We start from the raw sequence: 20038 nt of genomic DNA on the forward strand, positions 1-20038 counted from the left end.
GGGCGAAGGTGGCGCGAAGCGCCGGATGAGGGGTCTCTATCCATACGGCCAAGCTTGCGTTAGCGGAGAGAGACCCCTCACCCGTCTCGCCGCTGCGCGGCGAGCCACCCTCTCCCACAAGGGGAGAGGGAAACACCCTCCGCGCCCTCTCAGTCCATCTGTTCCCACAGCCGATGGGCGAGCACGCCGGCCCGCTTCTCGATCGCGGCCGCCGCATCGAGCGCGAGGTCCTCGCGATAGCGCCCGGCGATGAGCTGCACGCCGATCGGCTTGCCATCGTGCACCGTCACCGGCACCACGGCGCCAGGCAGGCCCAGCACGTTGATCGCGGAGATGAAGCGGATCTCGCCCCAGAAGATCTCGCGCACGCGCTCGGGGCTGACAGTATCCTCGCGCGGGCCTGGAATCGGCTTCACCGTGGTCGGAGCCAGCACCACCGGATACTCCTCGAAGAACAATTGCCAGGCGCGGATATGGCCGTTGCGCGCGGCGGTCGCCTGCATCCAGGCCTTGAGGTCGAGCAAATTGGCCTTGGCCTTCATGCCGCCCCACGCCTTGTGGAAGTCTTCGGACGTCACCTTCAGCATGCCGGCTTCCTGCAACACCATCGTCTCGTTGGTGATGATGTCGCACCAGGTCTGCCAGACGCCGTCGATGTCGGGCACGTCGACCTCGCTGACGCGATAGCCCGAACGCTCCAGATGATCGGCGGCCTGACGCAACGCCGCCGCGACGGACGGATCGACCTCCATGTCTTCAGGAATCCTGGCCAGCGCGACCTTGATCGGCCCCTTCGGCTTCGGCCCCACCAGCGGCGCCGGCACCCACCAGGGATCGCGCGGATCGCGCTGGCTCATCACCTCCAGCGCGAGCCTGACGTCGGCGACGTGGCGGGCGAGCGGCCCCTGCGCCGACATCAAATGCGCGAGCATCGGCCGCTCGGCCGTTGCGCTTGCGTTGAACGCGGGAATACGTCCCTGCGTCGGCTTGATAGTCACAACGCCGTTGCAATGCGCCGGCCAGCGCAGCGAGCCGCCGATGTCGTTGCCGTGCGCGATGGTGCCGATGCCCGCGGCGACCGCCGAACCCGCACCGCCCGAGGAGCCGCCGCAAGTGATATCCGGATCCCAGGGATTGAGCGTCAGCCCGTGCAGGGGATTGTCGGTGAAGCCGCGGAATGAGAATTCCGGCGTGTTGGTGAGGCCGATGACGATCGCGCCGGCCTTCTTCAGGTTGCGCACCACGGGCGAATCCGATGGCGCGATGAGATCCTTGTTGGCGGGAACGCCGTTGAAATTCGGACGGCCTTCGTAGTCGACATTCTCTTTGATCGTGATCGGGACGCCGTGCAGAAGGCCGAGTTCGCCGCCCTTCGCGCGCCGCTTGTCGGCCGCCTGCGCCGCAGCCAGCGCCTCCTCCGAGAGATCGACGACGACGGCGTTCAGCCTCGGATTGACGGCCCGCATCCGCTCCAGATGCGCCTCGACGGTCTCGACCGCGGAGATGGCGCCGGAGCGGATTGCGGCCGCGGTCTCGACCGCCGACCACTGCCAGGCCGGACCCTTTGGGCGGCGCGGTGCCGACGATTTGCGCGGCGCGGCCTTCTTCAGCGGCTTCGTTGCAGCCTTCGCAACCTTGCCCTTCCGCACGGCGCTTTTCTTGCTGGAGGTCTTCGCCGCTTTCTTCGCAGCACTTCTCTTCCTGGTCGCCGTCTTCTTCGCCACGTCGCATCTCCTCACATTGCGCCGCGGAAGTTATGGAGGTCACGCGACCGTGTACAGGCGCGTTTCTGCATGGCGCGGCCTCAGGACGCGTTGTGGCGGCCGAAGGCGCGCGAGACGCTCATGAGGTCGTCTCCCGTGACGCATGTATCGGTTGAATGATGGAATGAACTGCCGCCCGATTGCGGCATCGCGAACGGGTTTTTGACGCGGCCGTTTGGACAGTGACAAATTGGGACGTTTGCCTACAGCCACACAGCATCCCATGTCGGTGGCGATCGCCGATGGAAGGGCGTCGCGGGCGTGCGCGAGGGACGGGAGGTATGGGTTGGCCGGGCGGGCTGATGGCGGAGAGAGTGTCAGTCAATCCCCATTGAAAGATTTGGCATTTTCGACTCTTGTAGACCAAAACCTCCCAATTCAGCTACGCGCGAATATGAAAATTCGTGCAGTGATCCTCGACGGACGTAGAGCTTCAGTCGAAGCTCTCAATCGCAAAGCCGGGCAATCTGAGCTCCACACGCGCGCATAGGCTCCTGCGATTGCGCCACGCGCGCCTGAATGAGAGCACCTTCAAAGGCCGCCAAGATTACTGGCGCGAGCGTCTCCGCATTCTTCGGGGCCATTCCGCATCGGATCAAGCCATCAGCAATCGTTTGCTGCCAGAGACCGAAAGCGTTCTTGCATGCCTGGGTGAGCGCCTGAGATTGGGGTGCAGTTTCCAGTGCAACGGTGCACACGGGACAGCCAGCGGTGAACCCGGACTTTGCCAACTGTGCCGCGCTCCCCGCAAACAACTTGCGGACACCCTCCGCAGCGCGGCCGCCTTCGGGGAAGCATTGCGCGATGCCCCCAGCGACATTTTGTGCCGCCCATTCGAGAGCGGCGACTCCAACCTGCTCCTTACCGTCCGGAAAATAGTGATAGGCGGAACCCCAGGGCGCTCCCGACTCCTGGACCAGCCGCCGCCATGAGGCCGCGGCATAGCCCTCTCTCTGAAAGAGAGACATGGCGGCCAAAATCATCTGTTCGCGCGGTGAATGGGCTGTCATGGCCGGTTGACTAGGACGATCGTCTTATCTATAGACGTAGAGAGGTTAGGACAAGCGTCATAGTGGAGGGTGGGGATCTATGAAGGCGGTATTGTTGCATGCCTACGGCGACGCTGAGGCGCTTCGGGTGGAAGAGGTTTTGAAACCGCAGCCCGGGGCTGACGAAGTGCTCATCCGGATCGAAGCGGCGAGCGTCAACTACGCCGACATCGTGCGTCGGCGCGGTGATCCCTATCCACTGCCGACACCTTTGCCGGCGATCCTCGGCAGCGAAGCCGCCGGTGTCGTCGACGCCGTTGGCGAGGGTGTCACAACGCTGCATCCCGGTGATCGGGTGTTCGCGTTTTTCGGCGGAGACGGTCTTGGCGGCTACGCTGAGTACGCCCTCGCCGGCGTCGACAATGTCATCAAACTGGACCCAAGACTCGATTTTGACGTCGCTTCCACGCTTGTCGTTGCCGGCGTGACTGCTTTTCAAATGCTCAAGGACGCTGGACGGCTCAAGCCCGGCGAATCTATCTTCATTCCCGGCGGCGCCGGAGGCGTTGGCAACTACGCAATTCAGCTCGCCAAGATTTTGGGTGCCGGCTGCGTCATTGCCGGCGCCAGCACACCCGAACGCCGGCAGCAAGCTTTGGCGCGGGGCGCCGACCACGCCATCGACTCTACCGCCGATGATTGGCCGCGCGAGGTGAAGCGGCTCACCGGCGGACGCGGGGCCGATGTGGTTCTCGATATGGTCGGAGGCGCATTTTTCGACCAGGCTCTGGCCGCGCTCGCACCATTCGGGCGCCTCGTCGTCTATGGGACCGCCAGCAGGAAGCCCTCTTCTTTCATCGCCCAACGCCTGATGCCGATGAACCAAGCCGTGATTGGCTACTACGTCAGCCACTGGTTCAAGACTCGGCCGGATGAAGCGCAGAAGGCCTTCGATACCGTTGCAGGATTCGTGATCGAACAGCGCCTTCATGTGGAGGTTGCCGGGCGGCTGCCACTCGAAGGAGCCACCGAAGCTCACCGCATCATGGAAGCGCGGCAGGCGACGGGAAAATACGTGCTCAAGCCATCGCTGACCGCCCCTTGAGCTAAGCAGCGCCACCTATGAACGGCCGCACGCAGCACGCCGCCGATATTTCGGAACCGAAGATGGCAGGCCGGCTGATCTTGAAAAGGGAGGAAACCATGACGATGAGCGACGAGCGTCCCGCATCGCGAGAGAATGGAGGGCTAGCGTTCTTCCGCGAGCTATTGCGCACAGGCGCGCCAGCCGCTCCCATCTGCACGCCACTGAATTTCCAGTTGTCCGCGGCAGAGCACGGTAGCACAGAGTTTACTGGTTGGCCCGGACCACAGTTCGCAAACCCAGGAGGGGTTGTGCACGGTGGTTACCTCGCCGTGATTTTGAGCTCGGCGATGTCCTGTGCCGTCCATACGACACTTGATGAAGACGAGCGTTATACGACAACGAACTTCAATGTGAATCTCACCCGTCCACTGAAGCCGGGACCGGGCCCTGTTATCGCCTCGGGCGTCGTAGTTCATCGCGGCAGACAAGGCGCTACTGCCGAGGGTCGCATCGTCGATGACACGGGCAAGCTTCTTGCGCACGGCACAACGACTTGCGTGATTTTCGCTCCGCGAAAACAAGACTAGCAGTCGCGTATTTACCAAATTGCTGCCTTCAAAGGACCTTACGAGGTTTCGCATCACCGGGACGACCGATCGTCCACTCGCGGGTGTCAAGGTGATCGATATTGGCCACTACGTCGCAGCACCGCTGGCAGCGATGATACTGGCGGATCAAGGGGCGGACGTCATACGCGTCAAGCGATCAGGACATCGAGCGGTAACGCCGCTCGCGGCGGCGCTCGATCGCGGCAAATCCGTCATCAGCCTCGATTTGAAGGATCCAGCAGACAACGCCAAGGCGACGCTTTTGTCGTCTACGAAAGACGGCGAGAAATTACTTAGCCGTTGTTGTCATCACCGCAAATCTGCGCCGGCTGATGTAATTGTCAGCTACTCTGGGCGCCGACCTGGGCAACAGCGCACGATGGTGCGCAGAAAAGTCCAATATCGAAGATTGGCGATTGGCGTACAAAATCGTGCAATGGCGGAGAGAGTGGGATTCGAACCCACGGTACGGTTTCCCGCACACACGCTTTCCAAGCGTGCGCCTTAAGCCACTCGGCCATCTCTCCGGAGCGCACTCTCTTGAAGGGGCGCCGATGATTTTGCAAGGGATCGCGGGAAAATCGGGTGATTTTTCCGTAAGATGTTGTATTTCATCGACAATATCGAACGCCACGGCTGCGCTCGGAACCGCCCGCCGGCTGAACCGGCGGCCGGTTTAACGCGACGATTCACTCAAGACCGTCAAACACGTCCGGGGGCCCCATGACCATCCGCAACATCACCGCCGCGCTGAGCCTGATTTCGGCCCTTGCCGCCGCCTTCGCCGGACCGGCCGCCGCACAGGTCTGCACCCGGCAAGGGGTCGACGTCAGCTGTGACGACGGACGGCGCGGGATGCTTTCGGGCGATACCATCCTCTGGCCGGACGGCACGCGCTCGAGCGCGACGCCACATCAAAGCGTCATCATCGGCAACAAGAGCTCGGTGCATGTCGGGCCCGGCGTGTTCGTCGGCCAAGGCAAAGGCATGGTGCCGCTCGACGATCCGAACGCGCCGAACAAACGGCAGTGCGCGATTCTGGAAGGCGTGTCGTATTGCTATTGAGGCTCTCTCGTCTTCGCCCTGCCCTCCCCGTCAAGAACGGGGAGAAGGAGACTAAATCAACCGCACGCCTGATATCGCCGACTTGAGCCAGCGCAGCGCCTGCGGCGGCTGGTTGGCAAGCGGAGCGACCGCGGCCTTCTCCGTCCGGCACTTCTCCAGCTCAGCGACGAAATCCGCCGACCATTGCTGGATGGTGTGGCCGCGCAGCTTCTTCATCATTGCATCCCAACGCATCTTGCGCTCGGTGAGCGGCATCGCGGCCGCGACCGCGATCGCGCGCGCCATGCCATCGATGTCGTGCGGATTGACCAGCAGCGCGGCGTCGAGCTCGTTGGCCGCGCCGGCGAATTTCGACAGCACCAGCACGCCGGGATCGGCCGGGTTTTGCGCGGCGACGTATTCCTTGGCGACAAGATTCATGCCGTCGTGCAGCGGCGTCACCACGCCGATCTGCGCGGTGCGGTAGAGGCCCGCGAGCACGGCCTGGCTAAAGCCCTTGTTGAGATAGCGGATCGGGGTCCAGTCGGCCTCGCCGTGGCGGCCGTTGACGTCGGACACGAGCCGCGCGACCTCGTTCTGCAAATTGCCATAGGCTTCGATCGCACCGCGTGAGGGATTTGCGATCTGCAACAGCGAAATGCTGCGCGCAAAGTGCGGATGATCGGTCCAGAGCCGGTCGAACGCGCTGATGCGGTTGACGAGGCCCTTGGAATAGTCGAGCCGGTCGACGCCGATCGCGAGCCGCTCGCCATTGAGGCTGCGGCGCAGCCGCGACACGTCCGGATGCGACGCCGATTTCGCCGCGTATTGCGCGAACTTCTCGGCGTCGATGCCGATCGGAAACACCTCGCAGCGCGTTCGGCCATGCTGCGAGATCGCAACGCCGTCTTCGACGGCGAGGCCGAGTTCGCTCGCGACATAGCCGAGAAAATTCTGGCAATCGTCATTGGTCTGGAAGCCGATCAGATCGTAGGCCAGCATCGCCGTGATCAGCTCGCGATGATTGGGCACACCTTGCATCACCGCCGCGACCGGCCACGGCGTATGGAGGAAGAAGCCGATCGGATCGTCGACGCCCAGATCCCGCAGCTCCGCGCCGAGCGCGAGGAAATGGTAATCCTGCACCCAGAACGCGGTTTGTGCTTTCCGGAAACGCATCAAGGCCCGCGCCATGAAGGCGTTGACCTCGCGATAGCTGACATAGTCGTCACGCGAGACGCGGATCAGATCGCTGCGCGAGTGCAGCGCCGGCCACAGCGCTGAGTTGGCAAAACCTTCGTAATAGCCGCCATAGTGCGCCGCCGGCAGATCCAGCGTCGCAATCGCGCCCGAACCCAGTGCTTCGATCTCCGCAAACGGCTCCTTCTGATGACCGTCACGCACACGGCCCGAGGAACCCACCCAGATCGCGCCCGAATGTTCCACGACAGGTAATAACGCCGCCGCGAGACCGCCCGTCATGGGCTCGTTGGGCTTGCCGCGCGCGACGCGATTCGAAACGACGACTAAATTCACAGGTCGTCCCCTCCTGTTTCATTCCACCCCATTTAACTGCCGTTCATCAATATGGTTCCTGATCATCCTTTGCACCAATTGAAACCAAAATCGGGCGCGCGCGTTGGAACCGGTTTACCTCAAGGCAACCCGACGATTTCGCTACACAAAGTGGGTTTTGGAACCGTGGCACGCGCAGCATGAAGCGGACGCGCGGGGGAATTACGCGCGTAATATGTGGCTCCGAGATGTCGGCGCCTTATTCCAACCTTGAGTCGTCGAGCAGCCGCGCAAGGAACGTGCGCACATCATTCGGGGCATCGAAGTGCCCGTTGACACCCATGGCGCGGCGGCCGACCGAGAAGGCAAGCCCGTTCATGTCGGGCATGATCGCGAACACGGTTTCGTCGGTCACGTCATCGCCGATGAAGATCGGACGGCGTCCCTTGAAAGGCTCGTGCTTCATCAACTCGCGCACGCCGGTCGCTTTGGTGAAACCGGAATGCTTGATCTCGCAAACGAACTTGCCGGGCAGCACCTCGATCGGCGCGTTGGGCAGGTCGGCGCGGATCAGCGAAACGGATTCATAGATCGCTTTCTCCGCATGCGGCGCAAGGCGATAATGCAGCGCCAACGAATAGCCCTTGTCTTCGAGCAGAATGCCTGGACTGAGCTTGGCGACCGCCGCGAGCCGCCGCTTCAGCTCCTTGTCCAGTGGCGGCGCACTGACGGCATCGGCTTCGTTGTCCACCGAAAGCCGCATCTCCGCGCCGTGGCCGGCGACGGCGCGAAAGACATCGGGCGCGAAGATCAGGTCGATGTCGTTGAGAGAACGGCCGCTGACCATCGCCAGCGCGCCCGAGGTGCGCTCCGTCAGCCGGTTCAGCGTTTCCGACAGGCCTGGCGGCACCCACACCTCACGCGGCGTCGGCATCAGGTCGAGCAGCGTCCCGTCGATGTCGAGCAGGATCGCTGTTTCATTGAGATGCGGCACGAGTGCGTGAGGCACCGGCACCGCATCGGGCGCTTCATCGTCGACCATGGTGCGCTTTTGATCCAATTCAGCCAGTTCCGATTTCATAGTCTACTCCATGGAAGCAAGCGGCCGCGCGATTTCTTCGAGCGATCTGCGTTCCGCCGAGATGGCATAGCGCCACGCCACGATCGCGGCCGCGATCATCAGGAATGCCCCCAGTAAATAGCCTGCGAATACGCTCGTGCGTGATCCCGTGTCGATCAGCGCACCGAACAACGCGGGGCCGATCACGCCGCCGATGCCGGTGCCGACCGCATAGAATACGGCGATCGCCAGCGCGCGGACCTCCAAGGGAAAAGTCTCGCTGACGGTGAGGTAGGCTGCGCTCGCGGCGGGCGAGGCAAAGAAGAAGATCACCATCCAGGCGATGGTCTGCCCCTGCGCGCTCAAGGCGCCGATCGAGAACAGATAACCCGACAGCGCCAGCAACAGGCCCGACGTCCCATAGGTAAACATGATCATGGTGCGGCGGCCGAGCGTATCGAACAGGCGACCGAGCAGCAGCGGACCGAGAAAATTGCCGGCGGCGAAGGGGAGCAGATACCAGCCGACATGATCGGCGCTAATGCCGTAAAAATCGGTCAACACCAGCGCAAAGGTGAAGAAGATGGCGTTGTAGAAGAAAGCCTGCGCGATCATCAGCACGAGGCCGACCATCGCCCGCTGGCGGTAGACCGAGAACAGCGTGTGCACGACCTCGCGGATCGGCGTGTGACTCCGCATTTTCAGGCGGATCTTGGCGAAGCGCCCGTCGCTCATGTCCTGGTCGTGTCCGAGCACCGAGCGCTCGATCTCGTCGACGATGGCGTGGGCCTGGTCGGGACGGCCGTGGATCATCAGCCAGCGCGGACTCTCCGGAATCCACATCCGCATCAAGAGCACGACGAGGCCGATGGCCGCGCCGATGAGATAAGCGAGGCGCCAGCCAAGATCGGGGCCGATCACCGCGGGATCGAGCAGCACGATGGCAGCCACGGCGCCCATCGCGGCACCGATCCAGAAGCTGCCGTTGATGATGAGATCGGTCCAGCCGCGATAGCGCGCCGGCACCAATTCCTGGATGGTCGAATTGATCGCGGTATATTCGCCGCCGATGCCGGCGCCGGTGAGGAAGCGAAACAGCGCGTAGCTCGCGACATTCCATGACAGAGCGGTCGCGGCCGTTGCCGAGAGATAAAGCGCGAGCGTGATGAAGAACAGCTTCTTGCGGCCGATGCGGTCGGTGAGCCAGCCGAAACCGAGCGCGCCGAGCACAGCACCCGCGAGATAGGCGGAATTGGCAACGCCGAGATCGAGATTGGAGAAATGCAGCGAGGGGCTTTGCTTCAACGCGCCGGAGAGCGCGCCGGCCAACGTCACCTCGAGACCATCCAGAATCCAGGTGATGCCGAGCGCGAGCACGACGCGGGTGTGAAACCCGCTCCACGGCAGCGCGTCAAGCCGTGCGGGAATGCTGGTTTCGATAATGCGATCGGCCGCGTGCGCCGTGGAGACCACAGGTCCATCGTTCGGCGCTGGGCTTCGCTGCAATTCCATCGCGTTGTTGCATCTGACCAATGGACATGGCCCCGGTTCACATGGCGTGGACGGGGGCGATCCGATCAAGGGGGTGCGGCATTCCGCCTGCCACCTGCGACAACGTCTGCGGCGAGGGCAGGTTCCCGCAGGAACGACCGCTCGCGGCGCTGGTTTTCGGTGGAGCCGCAAGGAGTTGACGCATGGCTCATGCCAGAAAGACGACACATTTGAGAAAGACGACACATGCTCGCAAAACAGCGGCGCGCAAGAGCACCAAACGCGCCGCACCGAAGCGCTGGTCACAGCGCGTGACGAAGGAGAGCGACGCGCTCGACCTCAAACAAGGCGTGTTCAAGCTGACCAGCGCGAAGAAAATCGCGGCTTCGTTGAAGCGCTCGGCCGAGCACAGCGCGCGTCGCAAGACCGGCGCCTACCGCTCGGCGCTGTCGATGCTGACGTTCTACATCAACCGCGCCGGCAAGACGCTGCCGCAGACGCAGCGCACGCAGCTGGAGCGGGCAAAGGTGGAGCTGAAGCGGGCATTCGGGAGGGAGTGAGTGCCACGTCGTCCTGGACAAGCGCAGCGGAGCGGAGCGCCGATCCAGGACCCATCACCCCAGGGAGCAATTTGGCGATGACTCGGAGTTAGCAGTCGCCCGATAACTGCTACTTCGGATAATGGGTCCTGGCTTTCGCCAGGACGACGGCAGAGTGCGTGGCGCGAAGGTCGAGCGCTTACGCCGCCCGGATATTGCCCATGAAGCGGTCGAGCTCGGCGCGCAGACGGGTGCTTTCGGACGACAGTGTCTTGGCCGAATGCAGCACCTCTTCCGAAGCCGAGCCGGTCTCGGCGGCGCCGCGGTTGACCTGGCCGATGTCGGTGGCGGCGGTCTGAGTGCCCTGTGCGACGGTCTGGACGCTGCGCGCGATTTCCTGTGTCGCTGCGCCTTGCTGCTCCACTGCGCTTGCGATCGATGTCGAGATCGACGAGATCTGGCCGATGGTCGCGCCGATCTCCTTGATCGCCGCAACCGACTCGGCGGTGGCCCCTTGCATGCCCGTGATGTGCGAGGAGATCTCGTCGGTGGCCTTTGCGGTCTGGCTCGCGAGCGACTTCACTTCGCTGGCGACAACTGCAAAGCCGCGGCCGGCTTCGCCGGCGCGCGCCGCCTCGATGGTCGCGTTGAGCGCCAGAAGATTGGTCTGCTCGGCGATCGCCGTGATGAGCTTGACCACTTCGCCGATCTGCTGGGCGGCATGCGAGAGCTTGCCGATGCGGTTATCGGTCTCCTTTGCCTGCACCACGGCAGCTTCGGCAATGCGGCTGGAATCGCGGACCTGGCGGCCGATCTCCTCGACCGAGGCCGAGAGCTCTTCCGTCGCAGTCGCGACCGACTGCATGTTGCTGGAGGCCTGCTCGGAGACATCGGCGACCTGGCTCGACAGGCTCTGCGTGGTCTCGGCGGTACGGGTCAGCGTCGAGGCCGCCGATTCCAGCTGCACGGCGGAAGCCGAGACGTTGGAGACGATGGCACCGACCGCGCTCTCGAAATCGTCGGCGAAACGAATCAGCTCAGAGCGGCGGCTTGCGGCCTGCTCCCTGTTCTGGAGTTCGTTGGCGGCGGCGTCGCGCTCGGCCTTGGCCACGGCCTGCACCTTGAATTCTTCTACCGCGCCGGCCATCTCGCCGATCTCGTCCTTGCGGCCCAGGCCCGGCAGCACCACGTCGAAATTGCCCGAGGCAAGCTCGCGCATCGCCTTGCACATCGCGATCATCGGACGCGAAATGCCATTGCCCAGCATCCAGGCCAACGCGGCGCCAATGGCGAGGCCGCCGAGCGCCATCATCAGCATCGTCCGCTCGGTCTCGCTGATGGTGGCATTGGCGCTCACCTCGATGCGCTGCTGATCCGCCGTCAGCTCCGACCGCAGCTCACCCGAGAGCTTGAGAATGGACGCAGCCGTTTTGGTCATCTCGCCGTTCAGCTTGACGATGACCTTCACGTTCTCGGTCAGCTTCGAAAAGGAGGTGCGGTACTGCTTCAAGAGATTGCTGATCTCGGTGACGCGGTCGGTGATCTTCTGGTCGTTGGCATAGATCGAGACCAGCAACGTCTCCAGGAACTTGATGCGGGCGGTCACGCCGTCGGCGGTCTTCGGCTCCGGCTTGGCGACGAAGGCGCTGACCGAAGTGGAAACCGCAAGGTATTGCGATGTGATGTCCTTGGCCGTGCCCTGAACCGAGTTCAGGCCCGCCAATGCCGCGGTATCGGCAAGATCGTCGAACTTGAAGCGGATCTTGTTGCCGACGCTGTTGAGCTCGTCCGTCGCGATCTTGCCGTTCTCGCGCGTCAACGTGATGATCTCGCCGAACACCTTGGTGAAGCTCTTGAAGTCGACCTCAAGCCGGCCGACCTGCTCCCGGCGCGTGGCGCCCGTGGTGGCCGCCGCAGACTTGGCGATCGCAGCCCTCAAATTCTCTTCGGCCGCTTTCGCGGCGGTCTCGTCATCCGCCGCGCCGGTCAGCGTGTAGGCCCGCGCCAACCCCTGGTAGGCGATCAGCTCGCGATCGACCGTCCGCGCAAGGTCCGCTTCGGCGACGCTGGAGCGGTAGGAGGCCACGGCGGCCTGGATCCGCTCGAAGCCGTAATAGGCGAAAGCCATGCTGACGGCGAGGATGGCGAGCACCGCCACGAAGCCGAGGATAATTTTTGCGCGAAAACGCAAGGTGAGCAGCTTCGATGTGGTCGGCTTCGACTTGACGGGCATTCCCCACCCCATTCCATTCGCGGAAAACCAGGCGCAGCCCGGAAGCAGCCCGCTTCCTGACGCGTGAGCACGGTAAATGGCAAAGGATAAGCGGCGGTAAATTTGTGGCGCCGCAACCGGCGGTTAGGTGACGCAGGTCTCGTCGTCCTGGACAAGCGCTACCCCAGCGAGCAGTTGAGGACGACTCGGAGTTAGCGGTTCGCCCGGCAACTCCGCCTTGGGGAATGGGTCCTGGCTTTCGCCAGGACGACATTGGCGGGAATGCCCCTACGCCGCCCGGATATTGCCCATGAAGCGGTCGAGCTCGGCACGCAGGCGGGTGCTTTCGGACGACAGTGTCTTGGCCGAGTGCAGCACCTCTTCCGAGGCCGAGCCGGTCTCGGCGGCGCCGCGGTTGACCTGGCCGATGTCGGTGGCGGCGGTCTGAGTGCCCTGTGCGACGGTCTGGACGCTGCGCGCGATTTCCTGGGTCGCTGCGCCTTGCTGCTCCACCGCGCTCGCAATCGATGTCGAGATCGACGAGATCTGGCCGATGGTCGCGCCGATCTCCTTGATCGCCGCAACCGACTCGGCGGTGGCGCCTTGCATGCCCGTGATGTGCGAGGAGATCTCGTCGGTGGCCTTCGCGGTCTGGCTCGCGAGCGACTTCACTTCGCTGGCGACAACTGCAAAGCCGCGGCCGGCTTCGCCGGCGCGCGCCGCCTCGATGGTCGCGTTGAGCGCCAGAAGATTGGTCTGCTCGGCGATCGCCGTGATGAGCTTGACCACTTCGCCGATTTGCTGGGCGGCATGCGAGAGCTTGCCGATGCGGTTATCGGTCTCCTTGGCCTGCACCACGGCAGCTTCGGCAATGCGGTTGGAATCGCGGACCTGGCGGCCGATCTCCTCGACCGAGGCCGAAAGCTCTTCGGTCGCGGTCGCGACCGATTGCATGTTGCTGGAGGCCTGCTCGGAGACGTCGGCGACCTGGCTCGACAGGCTCTGCGTGGTCTCGGCGGTGCGGGTCAGCGTCGAAGCCGCCGATTCCAGCTGCACGGCGGAGGCCGAGACGTTGGAGACGATGGCACCGACCGCGCTCTCGAAATCGTCGGCGAACCGAATCAGCTCGGAACGGCGAGCAGCGCTCGCTTCCTTGTTCTGAGCTTCGTTGGCGGCGGCATCGCGCTCGGCCTTGGCCACGGCCTGCACCTTGAATTCCTCGACCGCGCCGGCCATCTCGCCGATCTCATCCTTGCGGCCCAGGCCTGGCAGCACGACCTCGAAATTGCCCGAGGCAAGCTCGCGCATCGCCTTGCACATCGCGATCATCGGACGCGAAATGCCGGTGCCGAGCAGGAAAGCGAGGACCGCGCCGAGCAGCGTGCCGCCGACGGCCAGCATCAGCACCAGTTGCTCGGTCTTCCCGATGGTCGCTTCCGATTCGGACTCCAGCCGCTGCTGTTCGGCAACGAGGTCCGCCTTCATGGCGGTGGCGCCCTGAAGGATCGCGCCGGCCGAGCCGCTCATCTCGGTGACGAGATCGTCGATCATTTTGGCATTGGCGATAAGCTTCTCCAGCGATTCCCGATAGGCACCGAGCAATCCCCTGGCGTCCTTCAGGCCGGCGACGATCTTGTCGTCCATGGAATAGACCGCGTTGAGCGAGTTCTCGACGAATTTCAGCCGCGCCAGCGCGCTGGTCGCGATCGCCTGGTCGGACGTCAGCACGAAATTGGTCGCCGCCGCGCTCGCGGTCTGGAATTGGGCATTGACCTGCTTGGTCCCGAACTCGATCGCCTGCGCCTCGGAGTCGGAAGCGTTATTGCCGATGTCGTCGAGCTTGTATTTCAGGAGGTTGGCATTGCGCAGGAGCTGGTTCTGCACCAGCAGCGCGCTGTCGCGCTTGGCCTGGAGGACTTTTGCGAAGGTCGCGGAGAAGTTGGAGAACTCCTTGGCGAGCTTGCCCAGGCTCTCCTGGCGCGCCGGCTTCTTGGCGCTCTTGACCGCCTGGTCGATGGCGCCCTTCAGGCCGGTCTCCGCGTCCAGCGCTGTCTTGGCGTCGTCCTCCTTGCCGGTGACGACGAAATATTTGACGGCCGAGCGATAGGCGAGCAGCTCCCGGTCGATATTACGGGCGAGATCGGCCTCGGTGACGCTGCTGCGGTAGGATCCGACCCCGGACGAGACCCGCTCGAAACCAAAATAGGAGAAAGCCATGCTGCCGGCGGAGATCACCAGTACGGCGGCAAAGCCCAGAATGATCTTGGCGCGGAACCTGAGGGTCGGCATTATTGTGCGCTTCGACGACGACGCGATACGCCCGGACATTCCCACCCCCATTTTCATTCAGCCGAGATCCGGTGGCGCCCCGCCCCCTGACCTGGCTGCGCAAAACTAAGGCAGAATCGATAAGGGGCGGTAAATTCGGTGCGCCCGCAGATTTTCAGGCTCTTTCGGCCAAGGCGGACCCCTTAGACACATAGAGGCTGGCATCCCAGCCGCGGCCCGGCGCCGCGCCCGATCCGGTCGACTCGGCCTCCTCAATCAGTGCTGGCCATTCTGAATCAATGACTTTTCCATGACGCGGGCGACCAAAATCGTAGTTGCAAAGTTCCGGGTCGCTGTCTCTAATTAGAAACAATCAAAATCGACCCCGGGAGGACTTCAACCGTGTCTACAGTCAAACTGACGGTGAACGGCAAAGCCGTTGCCGTTGACGTCGAGGATCGCACGCTGCTGGTTCAGCTGCTGCGCGACCACCTCAACCTCACCGGAACCCATGTCGGCTGCGACACCAGCCAGTGTGGCGCCTGCGTCGTCCACATGGACGGCAAGGCGATCAAATCCTGCACCATGCTGGCGGGACAGGCCGACGGCGCCAGCATCACCACGATCGAAGGCATCGCCAAGGGCGACGAGCTGCACCCGATGCAGGCGGCTTTCCGCGACAATCACGGTCTGCAGTGCGGCTATTGTACGCCGGGCATGATCATGTCGGCGATCGATATCGTGCACCGCCATGGTGGCCAGCTCGACGAGGCCACCGTCCGCCACGAGCTCGAAGGCAATATCTGCCGCTGCACCGGCTACCACAACATCGTCAAAGCCGTGCTGGATGCGGCAGGCCGCATGAAGGTCTCGCAGGCGGCCGAGTAAGCGGCCCGCCTCGAACAAGAACGATGGCCGCTGCTTTCGAGGGAAAGCGCGGTCAAGACAAATTCCGGTCGGGAGGACCAGACATGGGTGTTGAAGGCATTGGCGCGAGCGTCGTGCGCAAGGAAGACAAGCGTTTCATTACCGGCAAGGGCCGCTACGTCGACGACATCAAATTGCAGGGCATGACCCATGCCCATTTCATCCGCAGCCCGCACGCGCACGCCAAGGTGAAGGGAATCGATTCCTCCGCCGCGCTGAAGATGCCGGGCGTGGTCGCGGTGCTGACGGGACAGGAGATCGTCGACGACAAGGTCGGCAATCTCATCTGCGGCTGGGCCATCACCTCCAAGGACGGCAGCCCGATGAAGATGGGCGCATGGCCGGCGATGGCGCCGGAGACGGTGCGCTTCGTCGGTCAGGCCGTCGCAGTCGTGATCGCCGAGACCAAAAATCTCGCACGCGACGCGGCCGAAGCCGTGGTCGTGAACTACGAAGAGCTGCCCGCGGTCGCCGACGTCCACGCCGCGATCAAGTCCGGCGCGCCGCAGCTGCATCCCGAAGCTCCCGGCAACCAGGTCTATGACTGGGTGATCGGCGACGAGGGCGCCACCGATGCCGCCTTCGCCAAGGCCGCCAACGTGGTGAAGCTCGACGTCACCAACAACCGCCTCGCGCCGAACGCAATGGAGCCCCGCGCCGCGATCGCCGATTACGATTCCGCGGAAGAGCACTTCACGCTCTACACGACGTCGCAGAATCCGCACGTCGCCCGCTTGGTGCTGTCGGCGTTCTACAACATCGCACCCGAGCATAAACTGCGCGTGATCGCGCCCGACGTCGGCGGCGGCTTCGGCTCCAAGATCTTCATCTACCCCGAAGAAATGGTGGCGCTGTGGGCCTCGAAGAAAGTCGGACGTCCCGTCAAATGGACCGGCGACCGCACCGAAGCCTTCCTCACCGATGCGCATGGCCGCGACCACGTCACCCATGCCGAGATGGCATTCGACGCCAACAACAAGATCACCGGGTTGAAGGTGAAGACCTACGCCAATTTCGGCGCTTACATGTCGCTGTTCTCGTCCTCGGTGCCGACCTATCTCTACGCGACGCTGCTGTCGGGCCAGTACAACATCCCGGCGATTCATGCCGAGGTGGTCGGGGTCTACACCAACACCACGCCGGTCGACGCCTATCGCGGCGCCGGCCGCCCCGAGGCGAGCTATCTGATCGAACGTCTGATGGAGACGGCGGCGCGGCAGTTGAAGGTCGATCCGGCCGCGCTGCGCCGGACCAACTTCATCACCCAGTTCCCGCACCAGACGCCAGTGATCATGGCTTATGACACCGGCGACTTTAACGCCTCGCTCGACGCCGCGATGAAGGCGATCGACTATGCCGGCTTTGCCGGACGCAAAGCCAAGGCGAAGGCCGACGGCAAGCTGCGCGGCATTGGCGTGTCCTGCTACATCGAGGCCTGCGGCATCGCGCCGTCGAAGGCCGTCGGCAGCCTGGGCGCCGGCGTCGGTCTTTGGGAATCCGCCGAAGTCCGCGTCAACCCGGTCGGCACCATCGAGGTCCTAACGGGATCACACAGCCACGGCCAGGGTCACGAGACCACGTTCTGCCAGCTCGTTGCGGAGCGCTTAGGGGTTCCCATCAGCCAGGTCTCGATCGTCCATGGCGACACCGACAAGGTGCAGTTCGGCATGGGCACCTACGGCTCGCGCTCGGCGGCCGTCGGCCTCACCGCGATCCTGAAGGCGATGGAGAAGATGGAATCCAAGGCCAAGAAGATCGCCGCGCACGCGCTGGAAGCCTCGGAAGGCGACATCGTCATCGAGAACGGCGAGTTCAAGGTGGCCGGGACCGACAAGGCGATCGCCTTCCCGATGGTCGCGCTCGCAGCCTACACCGCGCACAATCTGCCTGACGGGATGGAGCCGGGCCTGAAGGAGAGCGCCTTCTATGACCCGACCAACTTCACCTTCCCGGCCGGCACCTATATCTGCGAGCTCGAGGTCGATCCCGGCACCGGCAAGACGTCTTTCGTCAACTTCGTCGCGGCCGACGATTTCGGCCGGCTGATCAACCCGATGATCGTCGAAGGCCAGGTCCATGGCGGTCTGGTGCAAGGCATCGGACAAGCGTTGCTCGAGCACGCGATCTACGATGCCAGCGGGCAGCCGGTCACGGCCTCGTTCATGGACTACGCCATGCCGCGCGCCGACGACGTTCCCTCGTTCAAGCTCTCCCACACCACGACGCTGTGCCCGGGCAATCCGCTCGGCATCAAGGGTTGCGGCGAGGCCGGCGCGATCGGGGCGTCAGCGGCTGTGATCAATGCGATCACGGATGCGATCGGCAAGAACAATCTGGAAATGCCCGCAACCCCTGACAGGGTGTGGCGCACGATCCACGCGGCTTAAGGGAGGAACGAAGATGTACCAGACCGTTTATCATCGCGCGTCCTCGGTTGACGAAGCCGTCGCCCTGTTCTCCAAGAGCAGCGAAGCAAAGTTCCTCGCCGGCGGCCAGACGCTGCTGCCGGTGATGAAGCAGCGCCTCGCCAGCCCGACCGACGTCATCGACCTCGGCAAGATCAAGGAGCTGCAGGGCGTCGAGCTCTCGGGCGACGTACTGACCATCAAGGCCGGCACGACCTATTTCGACATCATGCAGAATCCCGACGTGAAGAAGGCGATTCCCGCAATCGCCTATCTCACCTCGGTGCTCGGCGACCCCGCCGTGCGCTATCGCGGCACGATCGGCGGCTCGATCGCCAACAACGATCCTGCCGCGGATTTTCCCGCCGCGCTGCTCGCGCTCGGCGCCACCGTGAAGACCAACAAGCGGTCGATCACGGCGGATGACTTCTTCCAGGGCATGTTCACGACAGCGCTGGAGGACGGCGAGCTTATCACCGCCGTGTCGTTCCCGGTTCCGGCGAAGGCAGGCTACGAAAAGATGCGCCACCCCGCGTCTCGCTTCGCGCTAACCGGCGTGTTCGTCGCGCAGACGAAGTCCGGCGAGATTCGGGTGGCCGCCACCGGCGCCTCGCAAAGCGGCGTGATGCGGGTCCCCGCCATCGAAACAGCGCTGAAGGCGAATTGGTCGCCGTCGGCGATCGACGGCGTGAGCATTTCGGCGAGCAATCTGCTGGCCGACATCCACGGCACGGCGGAGTACCGCGCCAACCTCGTCAAGGTGATGGCGCAGCGCGCGGTGGCTGCCGCACGCTGATCATCGCGCCTTAGCGCCTCGACGCAAATTTTCCGCGGCGCGCACTTCGGTGCGCGCCGTTTTATTTTAGCCACGCGACATGAAAACCGCTTGCCTCACTAGCGTGAAGGCGAGAAAAGTTAATCAGTCAATTAACTCGCCCTGCAGAGGAACGCCCTGGCGCTTGCCGACCATCGGCAATATGCGCCTGGATCCGAGGAAACAAACACGTGCTCGATCAATCAGCCCAAAACTCCTCCGTCCGCACCTCCGGCCCACTGTCGGGCTTCCGCATCGTCGAGTTCGCCGGCATCGGACCCGGTCCGTTCGCCTGCATGATGCTGGCCGACATGGGCGCCGAAATCGTCACGCTCGATCGGGTCGGCGCCAGGAAGAACATGAAGTCGGTCGCAGGCCGCGGCCGCAAGGTGGTCGAGCTCGACCTCAAGGACAAGGCAGCGATCGCAGAGGTGCTCGATCTGCTTGCGAATGCCGACGCGCTGGTCGAGGGTTTTCGTCCCGGCGTGATGGAGCGGCTCGGCCTCGGGCCTGACGTGGTGCTCGCGCGCAATCCAAAGCTGGTCTACGGCCGCATGACCGGCTGGGGCCAGCAAGGCCCGCTCGCCAATGCCGCCGGCCACGACATCAACTACATCTCCATCACCGGCGCGCTCGCCGCGATCGGCACGAAGGAAGCGCCGGTGCCACCGCTCAACCTCGTCGGCGATTTCGGCGGCGGCGCGCTCTACCTCGTCGTCGGCGTGCTTGCGGCGTTGCTGGAGGCCTCGCGGTCAGGCAAGGGGCAGGTCGTCGACGCCGCGATGTGCGACGGCGCGGCATCGCTGATGTCGTTCTTCTTCGACATGACCACGCTCGGCCGCTGGACCGAAGGCCGCAACGAGAACTTCCTCGACGGCGGCGCGCATTTCTACGGCGTCTACGAATGCGCCTGCGGCCATTTCGTCTCGATCGGCTCGATCGAGCCGCAATTCTACGCGCTGCTGCGCGAGCACGCCGGTCTGACCGACGCCGATTTCGACGCGCAGATGGACCGCAAGGCCTGGCCCGCGCTGAAGGAAAAACTGAAGACGGTGTTCAAGAGCAAGACGCGCGAGGACTGGTGCAAGATCATGGAAGGCACCGACATCTGCTTTGCGCCGGTGCTGACCATGTCGGAAGCGACCGAGCATCCGCACATGGTCGCCCGCAACGTCTTCCTCGAGCGCCACGGCGTGAAGCAGCCGGCGCCGGCGCCGCGCTTTTCGCGGACGCCATCGGCTGTGCGCGAGCCGGAAGTGGCGGAGATCGGCGCGGTGACGAAGGCGTGGAAGGCGGAGCGTTAAGAGCTGCAAGAT

15 protein-coding genes, 1 tRNA gene and 1 pseudogene are annotated in these 20038 nt (G+C 63.7%); 9 read left to right on the top strand and 8 right to left on the bottom strand.

Annotated features, from left to right (window positions below; translation table 11 throughout):
* Positions 1-149 precede the first annotated feature (149 nt).
* Entirely contained in the window at positions 150-1724 is a 1575-nt protein-coding gene (locus tag ACVIN2_RS18915) for an amidase family protein (protein WP_456766689.1), read from the bottom strand.
* A 485-nt stretch (positions 1725-2209) separates the two neighbouring features.
* Positions 2210-2773 (bottom strand): TetR/AcrR family transcriptional regulator, encoded by a 564-nt coding sequence (locus ACVIN2_RS18920; protein WP_456766690.1) that lies wholly within the window; start codon positions 2771-2773, stop codon positions 2210-2212.
* A 79-nt stretch (positions 2774-2852) separates the two neighbouring features.
* On the opposite strand from ACVIN2_RS18920, the gene ACVIN2_RS18925 reads away from it, so the two are divergent.
* The 3 genes and pseudogenes from ACVIN2_RS18925 to ACVIN2_RS18935 form a co-directional block, all read left to right on the top strand.
* Positions 2853-3857, top strand: a complete 1005-nt coding sequence (locus ACVIN2_RS18925; RefSeq protein ID WP_456766691.1) for a quinone oxidoreductase family protein — start codon at positions 2853-2855, stop codon at positions 3855-3857.
* Positions 3858-3874: 17 nt separating this feature from the next.
* Positions 3875-4426 carry a PaaI family thioesterase gene (locus tag ACVIN2_RS18930; protein WP_456766692.1) on the top strand — a complete coding sequence of 184 codons (552 nt, stop codon included), beginning with the start codon at positions 3875-3877 and terminating at the stop codon, positions 4424-4426.
* 19 nt (positions 4427-4445) lie between these two features.
* Positions 4446-4694: pseudogene (locus ACVIN2_RS18935) on the top strand (CoA transferase); the annotation flags it as partial.
* A gap of 190 nt (positions 4695-4884) precedes the next feature.
* On the opposite strand, the gene ACVIN2_RS18940 reads toward ACVIN2_RS18935, so the two are convergent.
* A tRNA-Ser gene (locus tag ACVIN2_RS18940) sits at positions 4885-4974 on the bottom strand.
* 196 nt (positions 4975-5170) lie between these two features.
* Here ACVIN2_RS18940 and ACVIN2_RS18945 point away from each other — a divergent pair.
* Positions 5171-5512 carry a hypothetical protein gene (locus ACVIN2_RS18945; protein WP_456766693.1) on the top strand — a complete coding sequence of 114 codons (342 nt, stop codon included), beginning with the start codon at positions 5171-5173 and terminating at the stop codon, positions 5510-5512.
* A gap of 51 nt (positions 5513-5563) precedes the next feature.
* Here the strand turns inward: ACVIN2_RS18945 and ACVIN2_RS18950 are convergent, their stop codons facing one another.
* From ACVIN2_RS18950 to ACVIN2_RS18960, 3 genes are all read right to left on the bottom strand, one after another.
* On the bottom strand, positions 5564-7027 hold the full coding sequence (locus ACVIN2_RS18950) for a trehalose-6-phosphate synthase (protein WP_027515104.1): 1464 nt from the start codon (positions 7025-7027) through the stop codon (positions 5564-5566).
* A gap of 238 nt (positions 7028-7265) precedes the next feature.
* Entirely contained in the window at positions 7266-8087 is an 822-nt protein-coding gene (gene otsB, locus ACVIN2_RS18955; RefSeq protein WP_456766694.1) for a trehalose-phosphatase, read from the bottom strand.
* Positions 8088-8090: 3 nt separating this feature from the next.
* Positions 8091-9578, bottom strand: coding sequence for an MFS transporter (locus ACVIN2_RS18960; RefSeq protein WP_456766695.1), 1488 nt, complete (start codon positions 9576-9578; stop codon positions 8091-8093).
* Between the two features lie 182 nt (positions 9579-9760).
* Here ACVIN2_RS18960 and ACVIN2_RS18965 point away from each other — a divergent pair, with 182 nt between their 5' ends.
* Positions 9761-10117 (top strand): DUF3175 domain-containing protein, encoded by a 357-nt coding sequence (locus ACVIN2_RS18965; protein WP_456766696.1) that lies wholly within the window; start codon positions 9761-9763, stop codon positions 10115-10117.
* A gap of 178 nt (positions 10118-10295) precedes the next feature.
* On the opposite strand, the gene ACVIN2_RS18970 is transcribed toward ACVIN2_RS18965, so the two are convergent.
* Positions 10296-12329, bottom strand: a complete 2034-nt coding sequence (locus ACVIN2_RS18970) for a methyl-accepting chemotaxis protein (protein ID WP_456766697.1) — start codon at positions 12327-12329, stop codon at positions 10296-10298.
* Between the two features lie 267 nt (positions 12330-12596).
* Complete coding sequence (locus ACVIN2_RS18975; RefSeq protein ID WP_456766698.1) at positions 12597-14636, bottom strand: methyl-accepting chemotaxis protein; 2040 nt, start codon at positions 14634-14636, stop codon at positions 12597-12599.
* 342 nt (positions 14637-14978) lie between these two features.
* Here ACVIN2_RS18975 and ACVIN2_RS18980 point away from each other — a divergent pair, with 342 nt between their 5' ends.
* The 4 genes from ACVIN2_RS18980 to ACVIN2_RS18995 all read left to right on the top strand — a co-directional run bounded on the left by ACVIN2_RS18980 (position 14979) and on the right by ACVIN2_RS18995 (position 20026).
* A complete protein-coding gene (locus tag ACVIN2_RS18980; RefSeq protein WP_456766699.1) occupies positions 14979-15464 on the top strand; it encodes a (2Fe-2S)-binding protein in 486 nt (161 codons plus the stop codon).
* Positions 15465-15547: 83 nt separating this feature from the next.
* Positions 15548-17890: a xanthine dehydrogenase family protein molybdopterin-binding subunit gene (locus ACVIN2_RS18985; RefSeq protein ID WP_456766700.1), complete on the top strand. Its 2343-nt coding sequence runs from the start codon at positions 15548-15550 to the stop codon at positions 17888-17890.
* A 13-nt stretch (positions 17891-17903) separates the two neighbouring features.
* Positions 17904-18704 carry an FAD binding domain-containing protein gene (locus tag ACVIN2_RS18990; protein WP_456766701.1) on the top strand — a complete coding sequence of 267 codons (801 nt, stop codon included), beginning with the start codon at positions 17904-17906 and terminating at the stop codon, positions 18702-18704.
* Between the two features lie 209 nt (positions 18705-18913).
* Positions 18914-20026 carry a CaiB/BaiF CoA transferase family protein gene (locus ACVIN2_RS18995; protein ID WP_456766702.1) on the top strand — a complete coding sequence of 371 codons (1113 nt, stop codon included), beginning with the start codon at positions 18914-18916 and terminating at the stop codon, positions 20024-20026.
* Positions 20027-20038 lie beyond the last annotated feature (12 nt).

The organism is Bradyrhizobium sp. USDA 3650, from assembly GCF_054057395.1.

Bases quoted from the DNA above. Each gene is read 5' to 3' on its own strand.
- ACVIN2_RS18960 (WP_456766695.1), bottom strand. From the start codon at position 9,578: ATGGAATTGCAGCGAAGCCCAGCGCCGAACGATGGACCTGTGGTCTCC.
- otsB (WP_456766694.1), bottom strand. From the start codon at position 8,087: ATGAAATCGGAACTGGCTGAATTGGATCAAAAGCGCACCATGGTCGAC.
- ACVIN2_RS18920 (WP_456766690.1), bottom strand. From the start codon at position 2,773: ATGACAGCCCATTCACCGCGCGAACAGATGATTTTGGCCGCCATGTCT.
- ACVIN2_RS18930 (WP_456766692.1), top strand. From the start codon at position 3,875: ATGAACGGCCGCACGCAGCACGCCGCCGATATTTCGGAACCGAAGATG.
- ACVIN2_RS18925 (WP_456766691.1), top strand. From the start codon at position 2,853: ATGAAGGCGGTATTGTTGCATGCCTACGGCGACGCTGAGGCGCTTCGG.
- ACVIN2_RS18970 (WP_456766697.1), bottom strand. From the start codon at position 12,329: ATGCCCGTCAAGTCGAAGCCGACCACATCGAAGCTGCTCACCTTGCGT.
- ACVIN2_RS18965 (WP_456766696.1), top strand. From the start codon at position 9,761: ATGGCTCATGCCAGAAAGACGACACATTTGAGAAAGACGACACATGCT.
- ACVIN2_RS18985 (WP_456766700.1), top strand. From the start codon at position 15,548: ATGGGTGTTGAAGGCATTGGCGCGAGCGTCGTGCGCAAGGAAGACAAG.
- ACVIN2_RS18945 (WP_456766693.1), top strand. From the start codon at position 5,171: ATGACCATCCGCAACATCACCGCCGCGCTGAGCCTGATTTCGGCCCTT.
- ACVIN2_RS18975 (WP_456766698.1), bottom strand. From the start codon at position 14,636: ATGTCCGGGCGTATCGCGTCGTCGTCGAAGCGCACAATAATGCCGACC.
- ACVIN2_RS18990 (WP_456766701.1), top strand. From the start codon at position 17,904: ATGTACCAGACCGTTTATCATCGCGCGTCCTCGGTTGACGAAGCCGTC.